Source organism: Pelagerythrobacter rhizovicinus (genome assembly GCF_004135625.1).
In the GTDB taxonomy this organism is placed as follows: Bacteria; Pseudomonadota; Alphaproteobacteria; order Sphingomonadales; family Sphingomonadaceae; genus Pelagerythrobacter; species Pelagerythrobacter rhizovicinus.
Window position 1 is genome coordinate 109,334 of record NZ_SDPV01000001.1, and the last position, 14,540, is coordinate 123,873.

Sequence of the window (14,540 nt, forward strand, 5' to 3'; positions counted from 1 at the left end):
GAACCCGTTCGTCATGGCATGAGGAATGGAATGACGATCCGCACTGGAATCGGCGGCTGGACTTATCCCGATTGGCGCGGGGGAACCTTCTATCCCGAAGGGCTGCGCCAGGCCGACGAGCTTGCCTACGCCTCGCAGCATATCGGGGCGATCGAGATCAACGGCACGTTCTACCGCCTGCAGAAGCCGGAGAGCTTCGCCAGATGGCGTGACGAGACGCCCGAGGGCTTCGTCTTCACCCTGAAGGGCTCGCGCTTCGTCACCAATCGCCGGGACTTGTCGGAAGCGGGCGAGTCCGTCGCCAAGTTCGTCGGGCAGGGACTCGTCGAGCTCGGCGACAAGCTCGGCCCGCTGCTTTGGCAACTGGCCAAGACCAAGCGCTTCGATCCCGACGAGATACGCGCTTTCCTCGCCCTTCTGCCCGCCGAGCACGAAGGCGTGCGGCTGCGGCACGCGATCGAGGTAGGGCACGAGAGCTTCGCCTGCGCGGAGTTCGTAGACCTCGCGCGCGCCGCTTCGGTCGCGATCGTCTGGTCGGAGGACGAGGGCCGGGCCGAGATCGCCGACCGCACGGCCGACTTCGCCTATCTGCGGTGCCAGAAGATGCGCTCCGAATGCCCGACCGGCTACGACGACGAGGGCCTCGACCGGATAGCGGCCATGTGCCTGGCGTGGGCCGACGGACAGGCGCCGCAGGATCTGCCCTACGCAGGCGAACCTGCGGCGCGCGAGGCGGGCGGGGACGTATTCGCTTTCATGATCAACGGCGCGAAGGAACGCGCCCCGGCGGCCGCGATGGCGCTCGCCGAGAAACTCAGGGGGTCGAAATGAGGGTTGCCTGTCTGCTGTCCGCCGCTGCGCTGCTGGCGGCATCGAGCCTTTCCGCGCAGTCACCCGAGGCGGTGGCGGAGGCCGCGCTCGAGGCGGCGCCGGTGTTCGACGGGCATAACGACGTGCCGATCCAGCTCCGCGGGCGCTGGGGGAACGTGATCGGCGACTTCGACTTCGTCGACACGACCGATACCGGCCCCGAGCACGCCGAGCAGCGCACCATGCACACCGACCTCAACCGGCTGCGCGAGGGCAAGGTCGGGGCGCAGTTCTGGTCGGTCTACGTCTCCGCCGCGCTCGAGGAGCCCGAGGCGGTCCAGGCGACGATCGAGCAGATCGATGTTACCAGGCGGCTGGTCGACCGCTATCCCGGCGATCTCGCGCTGGCGCTGACCGCCGACGATGTCGAGGCGGCGGTCGCCGGAGGCAAGATCGCCTCGCTGCTCGGCATGGAGGGCGGGTACTCGATCGGATCGAGCCTCGCCGTGCTGCGCCAGATGTACGCGCTCGGCGCGCGCTACATGACGCTGACGCATTCGCGGAACCTGTCGTGGGCCGATTCCGCGACCGATGCGCCGGAGCATGGCGGCCTCACCGATTTCGGCCGCAACGTGGTGCGCGAGATGAACCGGCTCGGGATGCTGGTCGATCTCAGCCATGTCAGCGAGCAGACGATGCAGGACGCGCTCGATGTCTCGGTCGCGCCGGTGATCTTCAGCCATTCGGGCGCGCGGGCGATCAACGGCCATGCGCGCAACGTGCCCGACAGCGTGCTCCGGCGGATGGCCGAGAACGGCGGCGTGGTCATGGTGGTCGCGCTGCCCGGCTATGTCAGCGAAGACGCGCGCCAGTGGTACGCCCGGCGGCAGGCGGAGGAGGCGCGCCTCTCGACGCTGTGGCAGGGGCAGCCCGACAAGGCCGAGGCGGCGCTTGCCGAATGGGAGCGCGCCAACCCCGAGCCGAAGGCGACGATTTCCGACATGGCCGATCATATCGACCACATCCGCAAGGTCGCGGGGATCGATCACATCGGGATCGGCGGCGACTATGACGGGATGGATACGGGCCCGGTCGGGATGGAGGACGTCTCCGGCTATCCCGCGCTGTTCGTCGAACTCGCCCGGCGCGGCTATAGCCAGGAGGATCTGGAGAAGATCTCGATGCGCAACGTGCTGCGGGTGATGCGCGATGCCGAGGCGGTGGCCGCGGCGCAGGCCGACCGGCTGCCTATCGAAACGCCGGTTGGCTGAGGACGCAGATTAGTGGAGCGCGGACACTGACCTCGACATCATAACGTCATCCCAGCGAGGGCTGGGATCGCTCTCCTCCAGGTCCGACATTGCGGCACCCGATCCCAGCTTTCGCTGGGATGACGGAGTGGCTTCGCTCAGTCGTCGGACTTCTTGTCGGGCAGGTCCTCGCGATCGGTATCCGCCAGTTCCTCAAGCTCGCTCTCGCTCATCGAATCGTACATGCCTTTCGATGCGCCCTTGAGCTCGGAAACCTTGGTGTCTCCGCGCTTGGCGGAGAGCGCGGCGCCGGCGGCTTTCTGCTGTGCTTTCGATTTGGCGGGCATCTTGCGGCTCCTTGCTGCCTATGGCCGGGGACGGATCAGGTTCCGACCCGGCCCGGTTCATCTGCCGGGCTGTCGCCTTCTTCGGGCGCGTCGAGTTCGTCCACCCGGTCGTCGACGATGCTGTCGGTTCCCGTATCGGGCTGCCTCGCCTCGATCCGGCCTTCCACAGTGGCCTGGCTCTCGTCTTCACCTTGCGTCAGCGCCCCTGTGACCCAGATGATGGTCAGGAAGGCGATTGCGAGGAACGTGCCGACGATCAGCACCCAGCGCACCACGCCTTCCTTGGAGGCGCCGCTCGCCTCGGTTTCGTTCATGTGAACTTCGTCGCCCCGACGTTCCATTGCTCTCGCTCCCGCAGACTGTTGCCCGACCCGTTGTGGTTCGGAAGAAACTACGTCTGGCGAGCGCCAATGTTCCTGTCGGGGCGGGACGGCTCAGTCGCGCAGAAGCTCGTTGATTCCGGTCTTTTCGCGCGTCTGCGCGTCGACGGTCTTCACGATCACCGCGCAGGCGAGCGAGGGGCCGCCGTGCGGATCGGGGAGCGTGCCGGGCACGACCACCGAGTAGGGCGGGATCTCGCCGCGCGTGATTGTGCCGGTCGCGCGGTCGACGATCTTGGTCGACTGGGTGATGAACACGCCCATCGCGACCACGCTGCCTTCGCCGACGATCACGCCTTCGACGATTTCGGAACGTGCGCCGATGAAGCAGTTGTCGCCGATGATCGTCGGGTTGGCCTGCAGCGGCTCGAGCACGCCGCCGATCCCGGCGCCGGCGGAGATGTGGCAGTTCCTGCCCACTTGCGCGCAGCTGCCGACCGAGGCCCAGGTGTCGATCATCGTGCCGTCGCCGACATGCGCGCCGATGTTGACGAAGCTGGGCATCAGCACCACGCCCCTGCCGATATGGCTGCCGCGCCGCACGATCGCGCCGGGCACGACGCGGAAGCCGGCGGCGGCGAAGCGCGCGTCGTCCCACCCGGCGAACTTGCTCGGCACCTTGTCGTAGGCGGGGGCGCCGACCGCGCCCTCGATCACGGCATTGTCGCGCAGGCGGAAGGAGAGCAGCACGGCCTTCTTGAGCCACTGGTTGACTTTCCAGCCTCCCTGGCCGTCCGGCTCGGCGACGCGGGCCTGGCCGCTGTCGATCAGCTCGATCGCCGTCTCGACCTGCTCGCGAATGTCCGTGGAGTGCGGGCCGACGTCGGCGCGGTTCTCCCAAGCGGCTTCGATGGCGGTTTCGAGTTCGGCTGACATGCGGCGCTCCGGTCGTTTGATAAAGGCGCCCGGCTGCTAGCGGTGGGCGGAGGTGGGGGCAAGCAAGCAAAAGCGCGAGTCCCCGCGGAGGCGGGGACCTCAGGCTATCGGGCGGAGCGCCAGCGGCCTGAGGCCCCTGCCTTCGCAGGGGCTCGGCTAGCTTTGTAGTCCCGCGGCTTGTGCGAACTGATAGGCCCGCTCGACCAGCGGCTTCACGCGCTCCGACATCTGCTTGGCATGGGCGGAGGAGGCGGTGCCGTCGATCACGCGCTTCTTGATGCCCTGCATGATGCCCGCGAGGCGGAACAGGTTGTAGGCGAAGTACCAGTCCATCGGCGGCACCGGATAGCCGGTGCGCGCGACATAGCGCTCCACCGCCTCGTGCACCGTCGGGATGCCGAGCGCCTCCAGATCGAGCCCCAGCAGCCCCGCGCGCCCGTCGGTCGGGTTGTACCAGTTGAGCATGAGATAGGCGAAGTCGGCGACCGGGTCGCCGAGTGTGGACAGTTCCCAGTCGAGCACCGCGATCACGCGATTCTCGTCAGCCGCGAAGATCATGTTGTCGAGCCGGTAATCGCCGTGGACGACGCTCGATTCGTGTTGCGGCGGGATCGTCTCGGGCAACCATTCGATTAGCCGGTCCATCTCCGGGATCGTCTCGGTTTCGGAGAGGCGATACTGCTTGGTCCAGCGCGCGATCTGGCGCGCGCAGTAATCGGTCGGCTTGCCGAAATCGGACAGGCCGATGGCGTCGGGGTCCTTCAGGTGGAGGTCCGCCATCGTGTCGATCATCGCGTGATAGATCTCGCGGCGCTCGCCGGGCGTATTGTTCGGCAGCGCGCCGTTCCACAGGGATCGGCCGTCGGCGAGGCTCATGACGAAGAACTTCGACCTGATCACCTCGGGATCCTCGCACAGGCCGTAGGGCCGGGGAACGGGAAAGCCGGTCGGGTGGAGCGCGGCCATCACGCGGTATTCACGATCGACCGCGTGGGCGCTCGGCAGCAGCTTGCCGAACGGCTGGCGCCGGAGGACGTAGGACGCGCGCGGCGTGTCGACGCGGTAGGTCGGGTTCGACTGACCGCCCTTGAACTTGGCGAGCGTCAAGGGCCCTTCGAAGCCCTCGACGTTGGCCGCCATCCAGGCCGTCAGCGCCGCTTCGTCGAGCTTGTCACGCTCGGGCACTTCGACAGTGCCGACCATTTCCTTCTCGTAGTCGATTTCGCTCATTTTTGCCCTGATCCGTGTCCCAGCGAAGGCTGGGACCTCCTTCAATCTGGCGAAGCGCCAGCGGCCTGAGGCCCCAGCCTTCGCTGGGGCTCGCAATGGTGTGCGGTTGTCAGTCGAACACCACCACGCTGCGTGCGCTGTGGCCGGCGCGCATCTTGTCGAAGCCTTCGTTGATCGCCTCGAGCGGGATGCGCTCGGCGATGATCGTGTCGAGATCGAGCAGGCCGCGCATGTAGAAATCGACGAGCCGCGGCAGGTCGACCGGGAAGTGGTTCATCCCCATGATCGCGCCCTGCAGCTTCTTGCCCGAGAGCAGGTCCATCGCGCCGAGCCCGACCTTGCAGTCGAGCGGCATCATGCCAAGGATCGTCGCCGTGCCTCCGCGGCGCAGGACCTTGACCGCGAGGTCGGCGCTCGCCTGGCGCCCGACCGCCTCGATCGCGTGATCGACGCCGCCATTCGAAATGCGCACGATCTCTTCCACCGCGTTGTCGGCCAGCGCATCGACGGTATGGGTCGCCCCGAGCACTTTGGCGAGTTCGCGTTTCTCGGGCAGGGGATCGACCGCGATCACCCGGCCCGCGCCGGCGATCCGCGCGGCGTTGACCGTTGCGAGGCCCACGCCGCCGCAGCCGATCACCGCCACCGTCTCGCCCGGCACGACCTTGCAGGCGTTGAAGACCGCGCCCGCTCCGGTCGTCACCGCGCAGCCGATCACCGCCGCACGATCGAGCGGCATGTCCTTGTCGATCGCAACGCAGGCGTGCTCGTGGATCAGCATCTGCTCGCTGAAGGCCGAGAGGTTGAGCATCTGGTTGACCGTGCCCAAACCGTCGGCGCGCGTGATACGCGGCGTATCGGTCGGCGCGCGCCGCGTGTCGCCGCCGAGGCACAGGGCCATGCGGCCGGTGACGCAGAACTCGCAGTGCCCGCAGAAGGCGGAGAGGCAGGTGACGACGTGATCGCCCGGCTTCACCGTCCTGACCTCGCTTCCGACCGCGCGCACCACGCCGGCCGCCTCATGCCCCGGAACGCAGGGCAGCGGATGCGGATAGGCACCGTCGATGAAGTGGAGGTCCGAATGGCACAGGCCGCAGGCCTTGGTGTCGATCAGGACTTCGTGCGGAAGGGGATCGGCCAATTCGATCTCGCCGATGACGAGGCCGTTTCCGGGTTGTTCGAGGATTGCTGCCTTGGCCATAATTCCCTTTCATCCCTTCCCGCTTGCGGGAGGGGCAGCGAGACTTGGGCTTGCCCCGCAAGTTCTAGTCGCAGCGGGGTGGGCCTTTCGGCCCATGCCCACCCCCGCCCCCTCCCGCAAGCGGGAGGGGAGAGATTGTCAGCGGGTCGCCCCGATATCGCCCGAGCTCATCGTGTCGCTGCCCGGCTGCGGCGCGTGCTTGGCGAACTCCATCCGCGCGATCGAGCGGGCATGGACTTCGTCCGGCCCATCGGCGAGGCGGAGGGTGCGCTGGTGCGCGTAGGCTTTGGCGAGGCCGAAGTCTTCCGACACGCCGCCGCCGCCGTGCGCCTGGATGGCATCGTCGATGATCTTCAGCGCCATGTTCGGCGCCTGGACCTTGATCATGGCGATTTCCTGCTTGGCGGACTTGTTGCCCACCTTGTCCATCATGTCCGCCGCCTTGAGGCAGAGCAGGCGGGTCATGTCGATGTCGATGCGGGCGCGGGCGATGCGTTCCTCCCACACCGAATGCTTGTAGATCGGCTTGCCGAACGCCTCGCGCTCCTGCAGCCGTCGGCACATCTTCGCCAGCGCTTCCTCGGCGATGCCGATCGTGCGCATGCAGTGGTGGATGCGGCCCGGGCCAAGGCGGCCTTGCGCGATCTCGAACCCGCGCCCTTCGCCGAGCAACAGGTTCTCGGCCGGGACGCGCACGTCCTTGAGCGCGATCTCCATGTGGCCGTGCGGGGCGTCGTCGTAGCCGAAGACGGGCAGGTGGCGCTCGATCGTAACGCCCTCGGCGTCGAGCGGCATGACGATCATCGACTGCTGCTGGTGTCGCTGGGCGCCGAAATCGGTCTTGCCCATGACGATCGCGATCTTGCACCGCGGGTCGCCCGCGCCCGACGACCACCACTTGCGGCCGTTGATGACGTAGTGATCGCCGTCGCGCTCGATGCGCGTCTCGATATTGGTCGCATCCGAGCTGGCGACGCGCGGCTCGGTCATCAGGAAGGCGGAGCGGATCTCGCCCTCCATCAGCGGCTTCAGCCATTGTTCCTTCTGCTCGCGCGTGCCGTAGCGGTGGAACACTTCCATGTTCCCCGTGTCCGGCGCGGAGCAGTTGAAGACCTCGCTCGCCCACCCGATGCGGCCCATTTCCTCGGCGCAGAGCGCGTATTCGAGATTGGTCAGGCCCGGTCCGTCGAATTCGAACGTGTCGTCGACGTGGTTGAGTTGGCCCTGCGGCGGCATGAACAGGTTCCAGATGCCCTGCGCCTTGGCCTTGGCCTTCATGTCCTCGACGATCGGGATGACTTTCCAGCGGTCGCCTTCCGCATCCTGCTCGGCATAAGTGTCGACATTCGGGCGCACGTTGGCTTCGATGAAGTCGCGTACGCGGTCGCGCCAGTACTGCTGCCGTTCGGTGGGTTCGAAGTTCATGGTCCGCTCAATCCTCTTTCGTGTCTCGATTCCGTTTCACGGCGAAACTGGCAGAGCCGCATGGCCCCGCCAAGCCGCAATCTGTCAGGGGGCCGTGCCGCTCGCGTCGATGTCGCCGCGGGCCGCGGCGTCCAGCGTGGCCAGGCGTGCTTCGTGGTCGGCCCGGTCGATCGGGAACCGCGCCAGCCACCAGGCGGAGAATGTGCCCAGCAGTGCGATCATGATGCAGTATTGTACGATCACGCTGTCGATGATCGGCACGGCCACGGCTCCCGGCGTCGCATCGGTCGGCAGGCCGGAGATCGAGATGACCAGGCCCGCCAGCAGGATACCCGCGCCGGTGGCGCATTTCTGGACGAACCAGTTGCCGGAATAGAACGCCGCTTCTGCGCGCCGCCCGGTTCGCTCCTGAAACGCCTCGACGATCTCGGCCACCATCGAGGACGCGGAGATAAGCACCATGACGCTGAGGCTGTTGCTCACCAGGACGAAGGCGAAGAGCAGCGCCGTCGAAGCCGTGCTGCCGACCTCCGGCCACAGGCCAGCCAGGCGCAGGCCATAGGGGATGAGCCAGAAGATCATCGCCAGCACGGTCGTGACCGACGCCACCCGGATCTTGCCGAACCGCTTGTGCAGCGTGCCGAGCAGGAGGAACGCGACGACTACACTGGCGAGCAGTATGAAGGGATAGATCGCCAGCGCGCTCTCGGTGAACTCCCACACGAAGTAGAACAGGTAGTTCGAGAGGGCGAAGGTCATGCCCTGACTGATGTAGGCCGCCACCGCGCCGAGGGCGAAGATCTGGAACGCCCGTTCGGAGAACGATTCGATGATTTCGGCGAAGGCGACTTTCAGGCTGAACGGCGGCGGCTTGGTCTCGGGATAGCGCGCGACGAAGCTGTGTTGCCCGAGTGCGGAGATCAGCGAAGTCGCGACGATCGCGATCGCCCCCACCAAGCCGTAGGTCACGTACCCTTCGCGGTCGAGCAAGCCGTCGCGCAGGAAGACGCTGTAGGTCAGGAAGAGCAGCCCCAGTCCGCCGGTCCAGCCGAACAGATAGCGATAGCGGAACAGCGTCGTGCGCTCGTCGTAATCGCGCGTCAGCTCGGGCACCAGCGCCACTGACGGCACTTCGCAGGCCGAGAGAAGCAGCCGGATCAGGATCGCCATGCCGAGCAGCAGGGCGAAGCTGGGCGGCCCGTCGACCGGCGGCGACCACAGGACGTACCACGCAATCCCGAGCGGGATCGGCGCGAGATAGAGCCACGGCAGGCGCCGGCCCCAGCGAGTATAAGTCCGGTCCGACAGGTTGCCGAGCAGCGGGTCGATGAAAGCGTCGACGACCAGCGCGATCACCAGCGCGAGGCTGACCAGCCACGCCTCCATCCCCAGCACGAGATTGTAGAAGGTGAGCAGGAAGACCGAAAAACCGTTGTCCTTCACCCCGAAGGCGATCGACCCGAATCCGTTGGCCAGCTTGATCCGCAGGGGCAGCGGACCCGTGTGGGCAGGCGCTGTCATCGGCGGCCTGTGGGCGCGCGGGCGAAGGGGCGCGCCGCGGGAACGTGATACGCGGAGCCATTCGCGGACGCCGTTCTGCCAGAGATTCGCATGCGGGCCTCTCCTCCCGGAAATTCGCGCGCAGCTTACGGGAACGTAAAGCCGCGTCAACGCGCTCGTGATGACGTTACGGCATGGCCGAACAGCACGTTCGCGCTTGCCGTGGCGGCCCGAATCACCTTAACCTGCACGTAAACCGGCGGCGTTCCCAGGCCGTCACGAACCTTCCCGAGAGGAGCCCTGTTTCGATGTCCGATCTCGATACGTTTCGCGCGGAAACGCGCGCCTGGCTGGAGGCCAACTGCCCGCCCGAAATGCGCGAGCCCGTGCGCGACGACCAGGATGTGTACTGGGGCGGCCGCAAGGCAACCTTCAAGAACGACGCGCAGAAGGCCTGGTTCGAGGCATGCCGCGACAAGGGCTACACCGTCCCCGCCTGGCCGAAGGAATACGGCGGTGCCGGCCTCTCGCCGGCGGAAGCCAAGGTCCTGCGCGAGGAAATGGCGCGGATCGGCGCGCGCCCGCCGCTCTCCAGCTTCGGCATCTGGATGCTCGGCCCGGCCCTGCTCCACTTCGGTACCGAGGAGCAGAAGAAGAAGTATCTCAACGAGATCGCCCGCGGCGAAATCCGCTGGTGTCAGGGCTATTCGGAGCCGGGATCGGGCTCGGACCTCGTCTCGCTGCAGACCTTCGGCGAGGACAAGGGCGATCACTGGGTCGTCAACGGCCAGAAGATCTGGACCTCCTACGCCGACAAGGCCGACTGGATCTTCTGCCTCGTCCGCACCGACAAGAACGACAAGTACCGCGGCATCACCTTCATGCTGTTCGACATGGAGACGCCGGGCGTCTCGACCAAGCCGATCCTGCTGATCAGCGGCAACAGCCCGTTCTGCGAGACCTTCTTCGACGACGTGAAGGTGCCCAAGGACCAGTACGTGGGCGAGATCAACCGCGGGTGGGACGTCGCCAAGTACTTGCTCGGCCACGAGCGGGAGATGATCTCGGGTGCGGACAGCTCGGAGCGCGGCGCGGGCATCGGTGCCATGCTCAAGCGCCAGACCGGCGAGCTCGATCCGGTCCTGCGCGCCGAACTGGCGATGTTCGACGTCGATGCGCTCGCTTTCTCCGCGATGGGCGAGAAGTTCCTCGACGAGGTCAAGGTCGGCAAGGCGCACCCCGCGCAGCCGAACATGATGAAGTACGCCGGAACCGAGCTGAACAAACGCCGCCACGAACTGATCATGGCCGCGGGCGGCTCCGCCGTGCTCGAGTGGGAGAGCGAGGAGACCGATGGCGGCAAGCCCGCGCGGAGCTGGCTGCGGACCAAGGCGAATTCGATCGAGGGCGGCACCAGCGAGGTGATGCTCAACGTCATTTCCAAGCGCATCCTGGAGCTGCCGGGGGCGTAAAAGCCCTCTCCCCTTCAGGGGAGAGGGTTGGGAGAGGGGGCGTCGCGCCTCCATAGGAATTGTCATTATTGAGGGCCGGGGGGAGTTCCCCTCTCCCCGGCCCTCTCCCCTGATGGGGAGAGGGAGTTAGAATGCCACTCTACCACACCGACGATCAGACGATGCTTTCCGACACTGTCGGCCAGTTCATGGCCGAGGAAGGCGCGATCGCGAAGCAGCTCCGCCACTGGCGCGACCGCGACTGCAAGGACGGCTTCGGCCATGCACTGTGGAAGCAGTTCGCCGAGATGGGATTCACCGGCATCCTCGTGGGCGAGGACGACGGCGGGCTCGGCATGGGCCATGTCGAGGCGGGGATCGTGCTCGAGGAGATCGGCCGCAACCTTACGCCGTCGCCGTTCCTAACCAGCGCCGTGCTCGCCGGCACCGCGCTCCAGCACGGCAGCGACGACCTGCGCGGGCGCTGGATGCCGGGGCTCGTCTCGGGCGAGAGCGTGTTCGCGGTCGCGATCGACGAGGGCGCCAAGCACCGGCCCGAGCGGATCCGGACCCGGGCCGAGAAGTCGGGCAACGGCTTCCGCCTGTCGGGCCGCAAGGACTTCGTCGTCTACGGCGGCAGCGCGGACATGATCGTGGTCGCCGCGCGCACCTCGGGCGCGGACGACGACGCGGAAGGGATCACGCTGTTTGCGGTGCCGAAGGACGTGGCGGGCATGAGCCACGATGCCGTGCGCCTGGTCGACAGTTCGATGGCGACGCACACCACGTTCGACAACGTCGAGCTCGACGGCGACGCCGTGATCGGCGAAGTCGACGGCGGGCGCGAGATCCTCAACAAGGTCCTGATGGCCGGCCGCGTCGGCGCGGCGGCCGAAGGCGTGGGCGTCGCGCGCGGGGCGATGGACATGACCGTCGACTACCTCAAGCAGCGCAAGCAGTTCGGCAAGCTGATCGGCGAGTTCCAGGCGCTCCAGCACCGCGCGGCGCATCTCTATTCCGAAGTCGAGATCGCCCGCGCCGTCACGATCAAGGCGCAGCAATTGCTCGATGCCGGAAGCGAGAAAGCGGACCTGATGGCTTCGGTCGCCAAGGCCAAGGTCGGCAAGGCCGCGGGCCTTGCGGTCAAGGAAGGGGTGCAGATGCACGGCGGCATCGGCATGACCGACGAATACGACATCGGCCTCTACATGAAGCGCGACCGCGCGCTCGCGGAGTTCATGGGCGACGTCTACTACCACGCCGGCCGCGTGGCGGAGATGAGCGGGTATTGATGCTTGACCCATCCCGCTTGCGGGAGGGGAGCGAGACTTGCCAGCTTGCTGGCTAGTCGCAACGGGGTGGGCCCGTCCGGGCCCATGCCCACCCCCAACCCCTCCCGCAGGCGGGAGGGGGGATAAGGAGATGTAAATGACCCTCAACGACCTCTTCAGCCTCGAAGGCCGGATCGCGCTCGTCACCGGCGGCAGCCGCGGGATCGGGCGGATGATCGTCGAAGGCTTTCTCGCCGCCGGGATCGAGCGGGTCTACATCACCGCGCGCAAGGCCCACGAGATCGAGGCGACCTGCGAGGAACTGGGCGACAAAGTCGTCGGCATCCAGGGCGACATCTCGACGATGGAGGGGATCGAGGCGCTGGTCGAGGAGATCTCAGCCCGCGAGAGCCGGCTCGACATCCTGGTCAACAACGCCGGCGCGGCATGGGGCGCGGACTATGCCGATTTCCCGGAAAGCGGCTGGGACAAGGTCATGGACCTCAACGTCAAGACGCCGTTCTTCCTGACGCAGAAGCTGCACAAGCTGCTGGTTGCAGCGGCCAGCGCCGAGCGTCCGGCCAAGGTGATCAACATCACCTCGGTCGACGGCCAGCGCGTGAACCCATGGGAGACCTATTCCTACCAAGCGTCGAAGGCGGCGCTGATCCATCTTACGCGCCGCATGGCCGCGCGGCTGGTGAAGGACCACATCTACGTCACCAGTCTGGCGCCCGGCGCCTTCCCCTCCAGCATGAACCGCGCCGCGCGCGACCAGGAGGAGAAGTCGGCCGCCGGCATTCCCAGCAAGCGGGTGGGCGACAAGTTCGACATGGGCGGCACCGCCGTCTATCTCGCGAGCCGGGCGGGCGACTACACGATCGGCGAGACGCTGACCGTCGACGGCGGGATCGTCAACGCGCACCTGCCAACGCACTTCGCCGAGCCCGCCTAGCGGTCCTCCCCATTATCTTGCGATGGGAGGGGATCAGGACGGCCCCTCCGTCATCCGATGCTGGCGCATCGGATGCCACCTCCCCAACGCAAGTCGTTGGGGAGGAGCACGTTCGCGCTTAGCTCATCAGTTCTCTGACGAAGCCGATCAGGCCGGTCTGGCGCGCGCGTTTCATGCGTTCGGCGTGGAGGATGGAGCGGACTTTCTCGAAGCAGACCTGCACATCGTCGTTGACGACGACGTAGTCGTAGCCGTCCCAGTGGCTGATCTCGGCGCGGGCCCGTTCCATGCGGCCGTCGATCACGTCCTTGCTGTCGGTCCCGCGGTCCTTCAGCCGGCGGTGCAGCTCGTCGAGGCTGGGGGGCAGGATGAACACGCGCACCACGTCCTGTTCGTCCTTCTGGTAGAGCTGCTGCGTGCCCTGCCAGTCGATGTCGAACAGGAAGTCCTGCCCTTCCTTCAGTCCGGCGCGGATGTGGCCCTTGGGCGTGCCGTACCGATAGCCGAAGACCGGAGCCCACTCGTAGAAGTCGTCCTCCTCGATCATCCGGTCGAACGCGGCGTCGTCGACGAAATGGTAATGCACGCCGTCGATCTCGCCCGGGCGCTTCGGCCGGGTGGTGACGGAGACCGAGAGGCGGATCTCGTCATCGGCCTCGAGCAGCATGCGCGAGATCGTCGTCTTGCCCGCGCCCGAGGGCGAGGAGAGAATGAACATCAGTCCGCGGCGGTGAAGAGTGTCCTGGTCGGCCATGCGCGCTCATGCGCCGAGCAAGCGCGCGAAATCAAGCCCCGCAGACGCGGCAGAAGGCGTGTTATTCCTGCTCCGCGCGCTTGCGCAGCTTCCGATCACCTGCCCGCTCTGCCGCCCTGCGCGAACGGCGCCGGTCGAGCAGGGCCTTCGCCACTATGCCGCCGCCGACGACGATCGCCCCGGGGACCGACCGCGTCGCGACGCGGGCAACGGCGTAGGAGGCAAGGGTCTGCACCATGGAGCGGTTCTCCACGATCTCCCGGGCGGCGGACTTGCCGTAGCGATTGCGCAACAGTCCCTTCTCGAGCCCGAGGCGCAGGATGCGTCCTCCGCTGCGCAGCAGGATGTCGTGGATCAGGAGGTTCGTCGCCGGATCGGGGCTGGGGCCGGCAACGTCGCGATCGTCGGGGGCGAGCTTGTCGCCCGCCTTGTCGACCGCGCCCGCGATTCTGGCGGATGCCCCGGTCCCGGCCTTGCCCTTCGGTTTTGCCATCATTCGCCCTCGTTTTCCGGCGGGGCGGAGCCAGCCGGACTACTTCTTGCGGCCGAAATCGACCGTGACGACGTTGGAGCCGTCTTCGCTATCGGTAACGGGCGGAAGATCGCCGCGTTCCGGCGCGTCGTTTTCGGCATCGTCGTGCGCCTCGGGCGCCATGTCGGCGACGCTGGCCTGGAACTGCAGTCCGAAATCGACCGCAGGATCGACGAAGGCGGTGATCGCGGAGAAGGGGATGTCGAGCTTGGCCGGCACCTGGTTGAAGCTGAGGCCCACGCTGAAGCCGTCCTCGCCGACTTTCAGGTCCCAGAACTTGTTCTGGAGCACGATCGTCATCTCGTCCGGAAAACGCTCGCGCAGATGCGACGGAATCGAAACGTCCGGCGCGTGGGTCTTGAAGGTGATGTAGAAATGATGGTTGCCGGGGAGCTCGCCCGTCGTCTCTATCTCGCCGAGCACGCGGCCGACCACGGCGCGCAGCGCTTCCTGCACGATCTCGTCGTAGGGGATCAGGCTATCGGGCGTATCGTCGCTCATATGCCCGCTTGGTGAAGCCGCTTCGCGCGCCGGTCAAGCGCCAATGCTTGCGCCTTG

General features: G+C 66.7%; 15 protein-coding genes. 5 read left to right on the top strand and 10 right to left on the bottom strand.

The genetic code is table 11. The features are described from left to right. Positions 1 to 30 precede the first annotated feature (30 nt). Both ETX26_RS00615 and ETX26_RS00620 read left to right on the top strand, forming a co-directional pair. A complete protein-coding gene (locus tag ETX26_RS00615) occupies positions 31 to 831 on the top strand; it encodes a DUF72 domain-containing protein (RefSeq protein WP_225425438.1) in 801 nt (266 codons plus the stop codon). Next, positions 828 to 2,081 carry a dipeptidase gene (locus ETX26_RS00620; protein ID WP_129522791.1) on the top strand — a complete coding sequence of 418 codons (1,254 nt, stop codon included), beginning with the start codon at positions 828 to 830 and terminating at the stop codon, positions 2,079 to 2,081. Before ETX26_RS00615 ends, ETX26_RS00620 begins: the two co-directional genes overlap by 4 nt. A 137-nt stretch (positions 2,082 to 2,218) precedes the next feature. Here ETX26_RS00620 and ETX26_RS00625 read toward each other — a convergent pair whose 3' ends face one another. From ETX26_RS00625 to ETX26_RS00655, 7 genes are all read right to left on the bottom strand, one after another. Next, positions 2,219 to 2,407 carry a DUF3008 family protein gene (locus ETX26_RS00625; RefSeq protein WP_129522792.1) on the bottom strand — a complete coding sequence of 63 codons (189 nt, stop codon included), beginning with the start codon at positions 2,405 to 2,407 and terminating at the stop codon, positions 2,219 to 2,221. A gap of 35 nt (positions 2,408 to 2,442) precedes the next feature. Then, positions 2,443 to 2,748: a hypothetical protein gene (locus ETX26_RS00630; RefSeq protein ID WP_129522793.1), complete on the bottom strand. Its 306-nt coding sequence runs from the start codon at positions 2,746 to 2,748 to the stop codon at positions 2,443 to 2,445. Positions 2,749 to 2,841: 93 nt separating this feature from the next. Continuing rightward, on the bottom strand, positions 2,842 to 3,663 hold the full coding sequence (gene dapD / locus ETX26_RS00635; protein ID WP_129522794.1) for a 2,3,4,5-tetrahydropyridine-2,6-dicarboxylate N-succinyltransferase: 822 nt from the start codon (positions 3,661 to 3,663) through the stop codon (positions 2,842 to 2,844). 156 nt (positions 3,664 to 3,819) lie between these two features. Next, positions 3,820 to 4,893: a phosphotransferase family protein gene (locus ETX26_RS00640; RefSeq protein ID WP_129522795.1), complete on the bottom strand. Its 1,074-nt coding sequence runs from the start codon at positions 4,891 to 4,893 to the stop codon at positions 3,820 to 3,822. Positions 4,894 to 5,002: 109 nt separating this feature from the next. Next, complete coding sequence (locus tag ETX26_RS00645) at positions 5,003 to 6,094, bottom strand: Zn-dependent alcohol dehydrogenase (RefSeq protein ID WP_129522796.1); 1,092 nt, start codon at positions 6,092 to 6,094, stop codon at positions 5,003 to 5,005. A gap of 138 nt (positions 6,095 to 6,232) precedes the next feature. Beyond that, the gene (locus ETX26_RS00650; protein WP_129522797.1) at positions 6,233 to 7,519 is read right to left on the bottom strand and encodes an acyl-CoA dehydrogenase family protein; all 1,287 of its coding nucleotides are present in this window, start codon (positions 7,517 to 7,519) and stop codon (positions 6,233 to 6,235) included. Positions 7,520 to 7,603: 84 nt separating this feature from the next. Next, positions 7,604 to 9,040, bottom strand: a complete 1,437-nt coding sequence (locus ETX26_RS00655; protein WP_129522798.1) for an MFS transporter — start codon at positions 9,038 to 9,040, stop codon at positions 7,604 to 7,606. 287 nt (positions 9,041 to 9,327) lie between these two features. Between ETX26_RS00655 and ETX26_RS00660 the strand changes: the two genes are divergently transcribed. The 3 genes from ETX26_RS00660 (at position 9,328) to ETX26_RS00670 (ending at position 12,696) form a co-directional block, all read left to right on the top strand. Next, a complete protein-coding gene (locus tag ETX26_RS00660) occupies positions 9,328 to 10,491 on the top strand; it encodes an acyl-CoA dehydrogenase family protein (RefSeq protein WP_129522799.1) in 1,164 nt (387 codons plus the stop codon). A 131-nt stretch (positions 10,492 to 10,622) separates the two neighbouring features. Beyond that, entirely contained in the window at positions 10,623 to 11,762 is a 1,140-nt protein-coding gene (locus ETX26_RS00665; protein WP_129522800.1) for an acyl-CoA dehydrogenase family protein, read from the top strand. Between the two features lie 136 nt (positions 11,763 to 11,898). Continuing rightward, complete coding sequence (locus tag ETX26_RS00670) at positions 11,899 to 12,696, top strand: SDR family oxidoreductase (protein WP_129522801.1); 798 nt, start codon at positions 11,899 to 11,901, stop codon at positions 12,694 to 12,696. Between the two features lie 118 nt (positions 12,697 to 12,814). Here ETX26_RS00670 and gmk read toward each other — a convergent pair whose 3' ends face one another. The 3 genes from gmk to ETX26_RS00685 all read right to left on the bottom strand — a co-directional run bounded on the left by gmk (position 12,815) and on the right by ETX26_RS00685 (position 14,483). Beyond that, positions 12,815 to 13,450, bottom strand: coding sequence for a guanylate kinase (gmk, locus tag ETX26_RS00675; RefSeq protein ID WP_129522802.1), 636 nt, complete (start codon positions 13,448 to 13,450; stop codon positions 12,815 to 12,817). A 61-nt stretch (positions 13,451 to 13,511) separates the two neighbouring features. Next, positions 13,512 to 13,946: a hypothetical protein gene (locus ETX26_RS00680; protein ID WP_225425439.1), complete on the bottom strand. Its 435-nt coding sequence runs from the start codon at positions 13,944 to 13,946 to the stop codon at positions 13,512 to 13,514. Positions 13,947 to 13,982: 36 nt separating this feature from the next. Beyond that, positions 13,983 to 14,483, bottom strand: a complete 501-nt coding sequence (locus ETX26_RS00685; RefSeq protein ID WP_129522803.1) for an SspB family protein — start codon at positions 14,481 to 14,483, stop codon at positions 13,983 to 13,985. Positions 14,484 to 14,540: the final 57 nt, after the last annotated feature.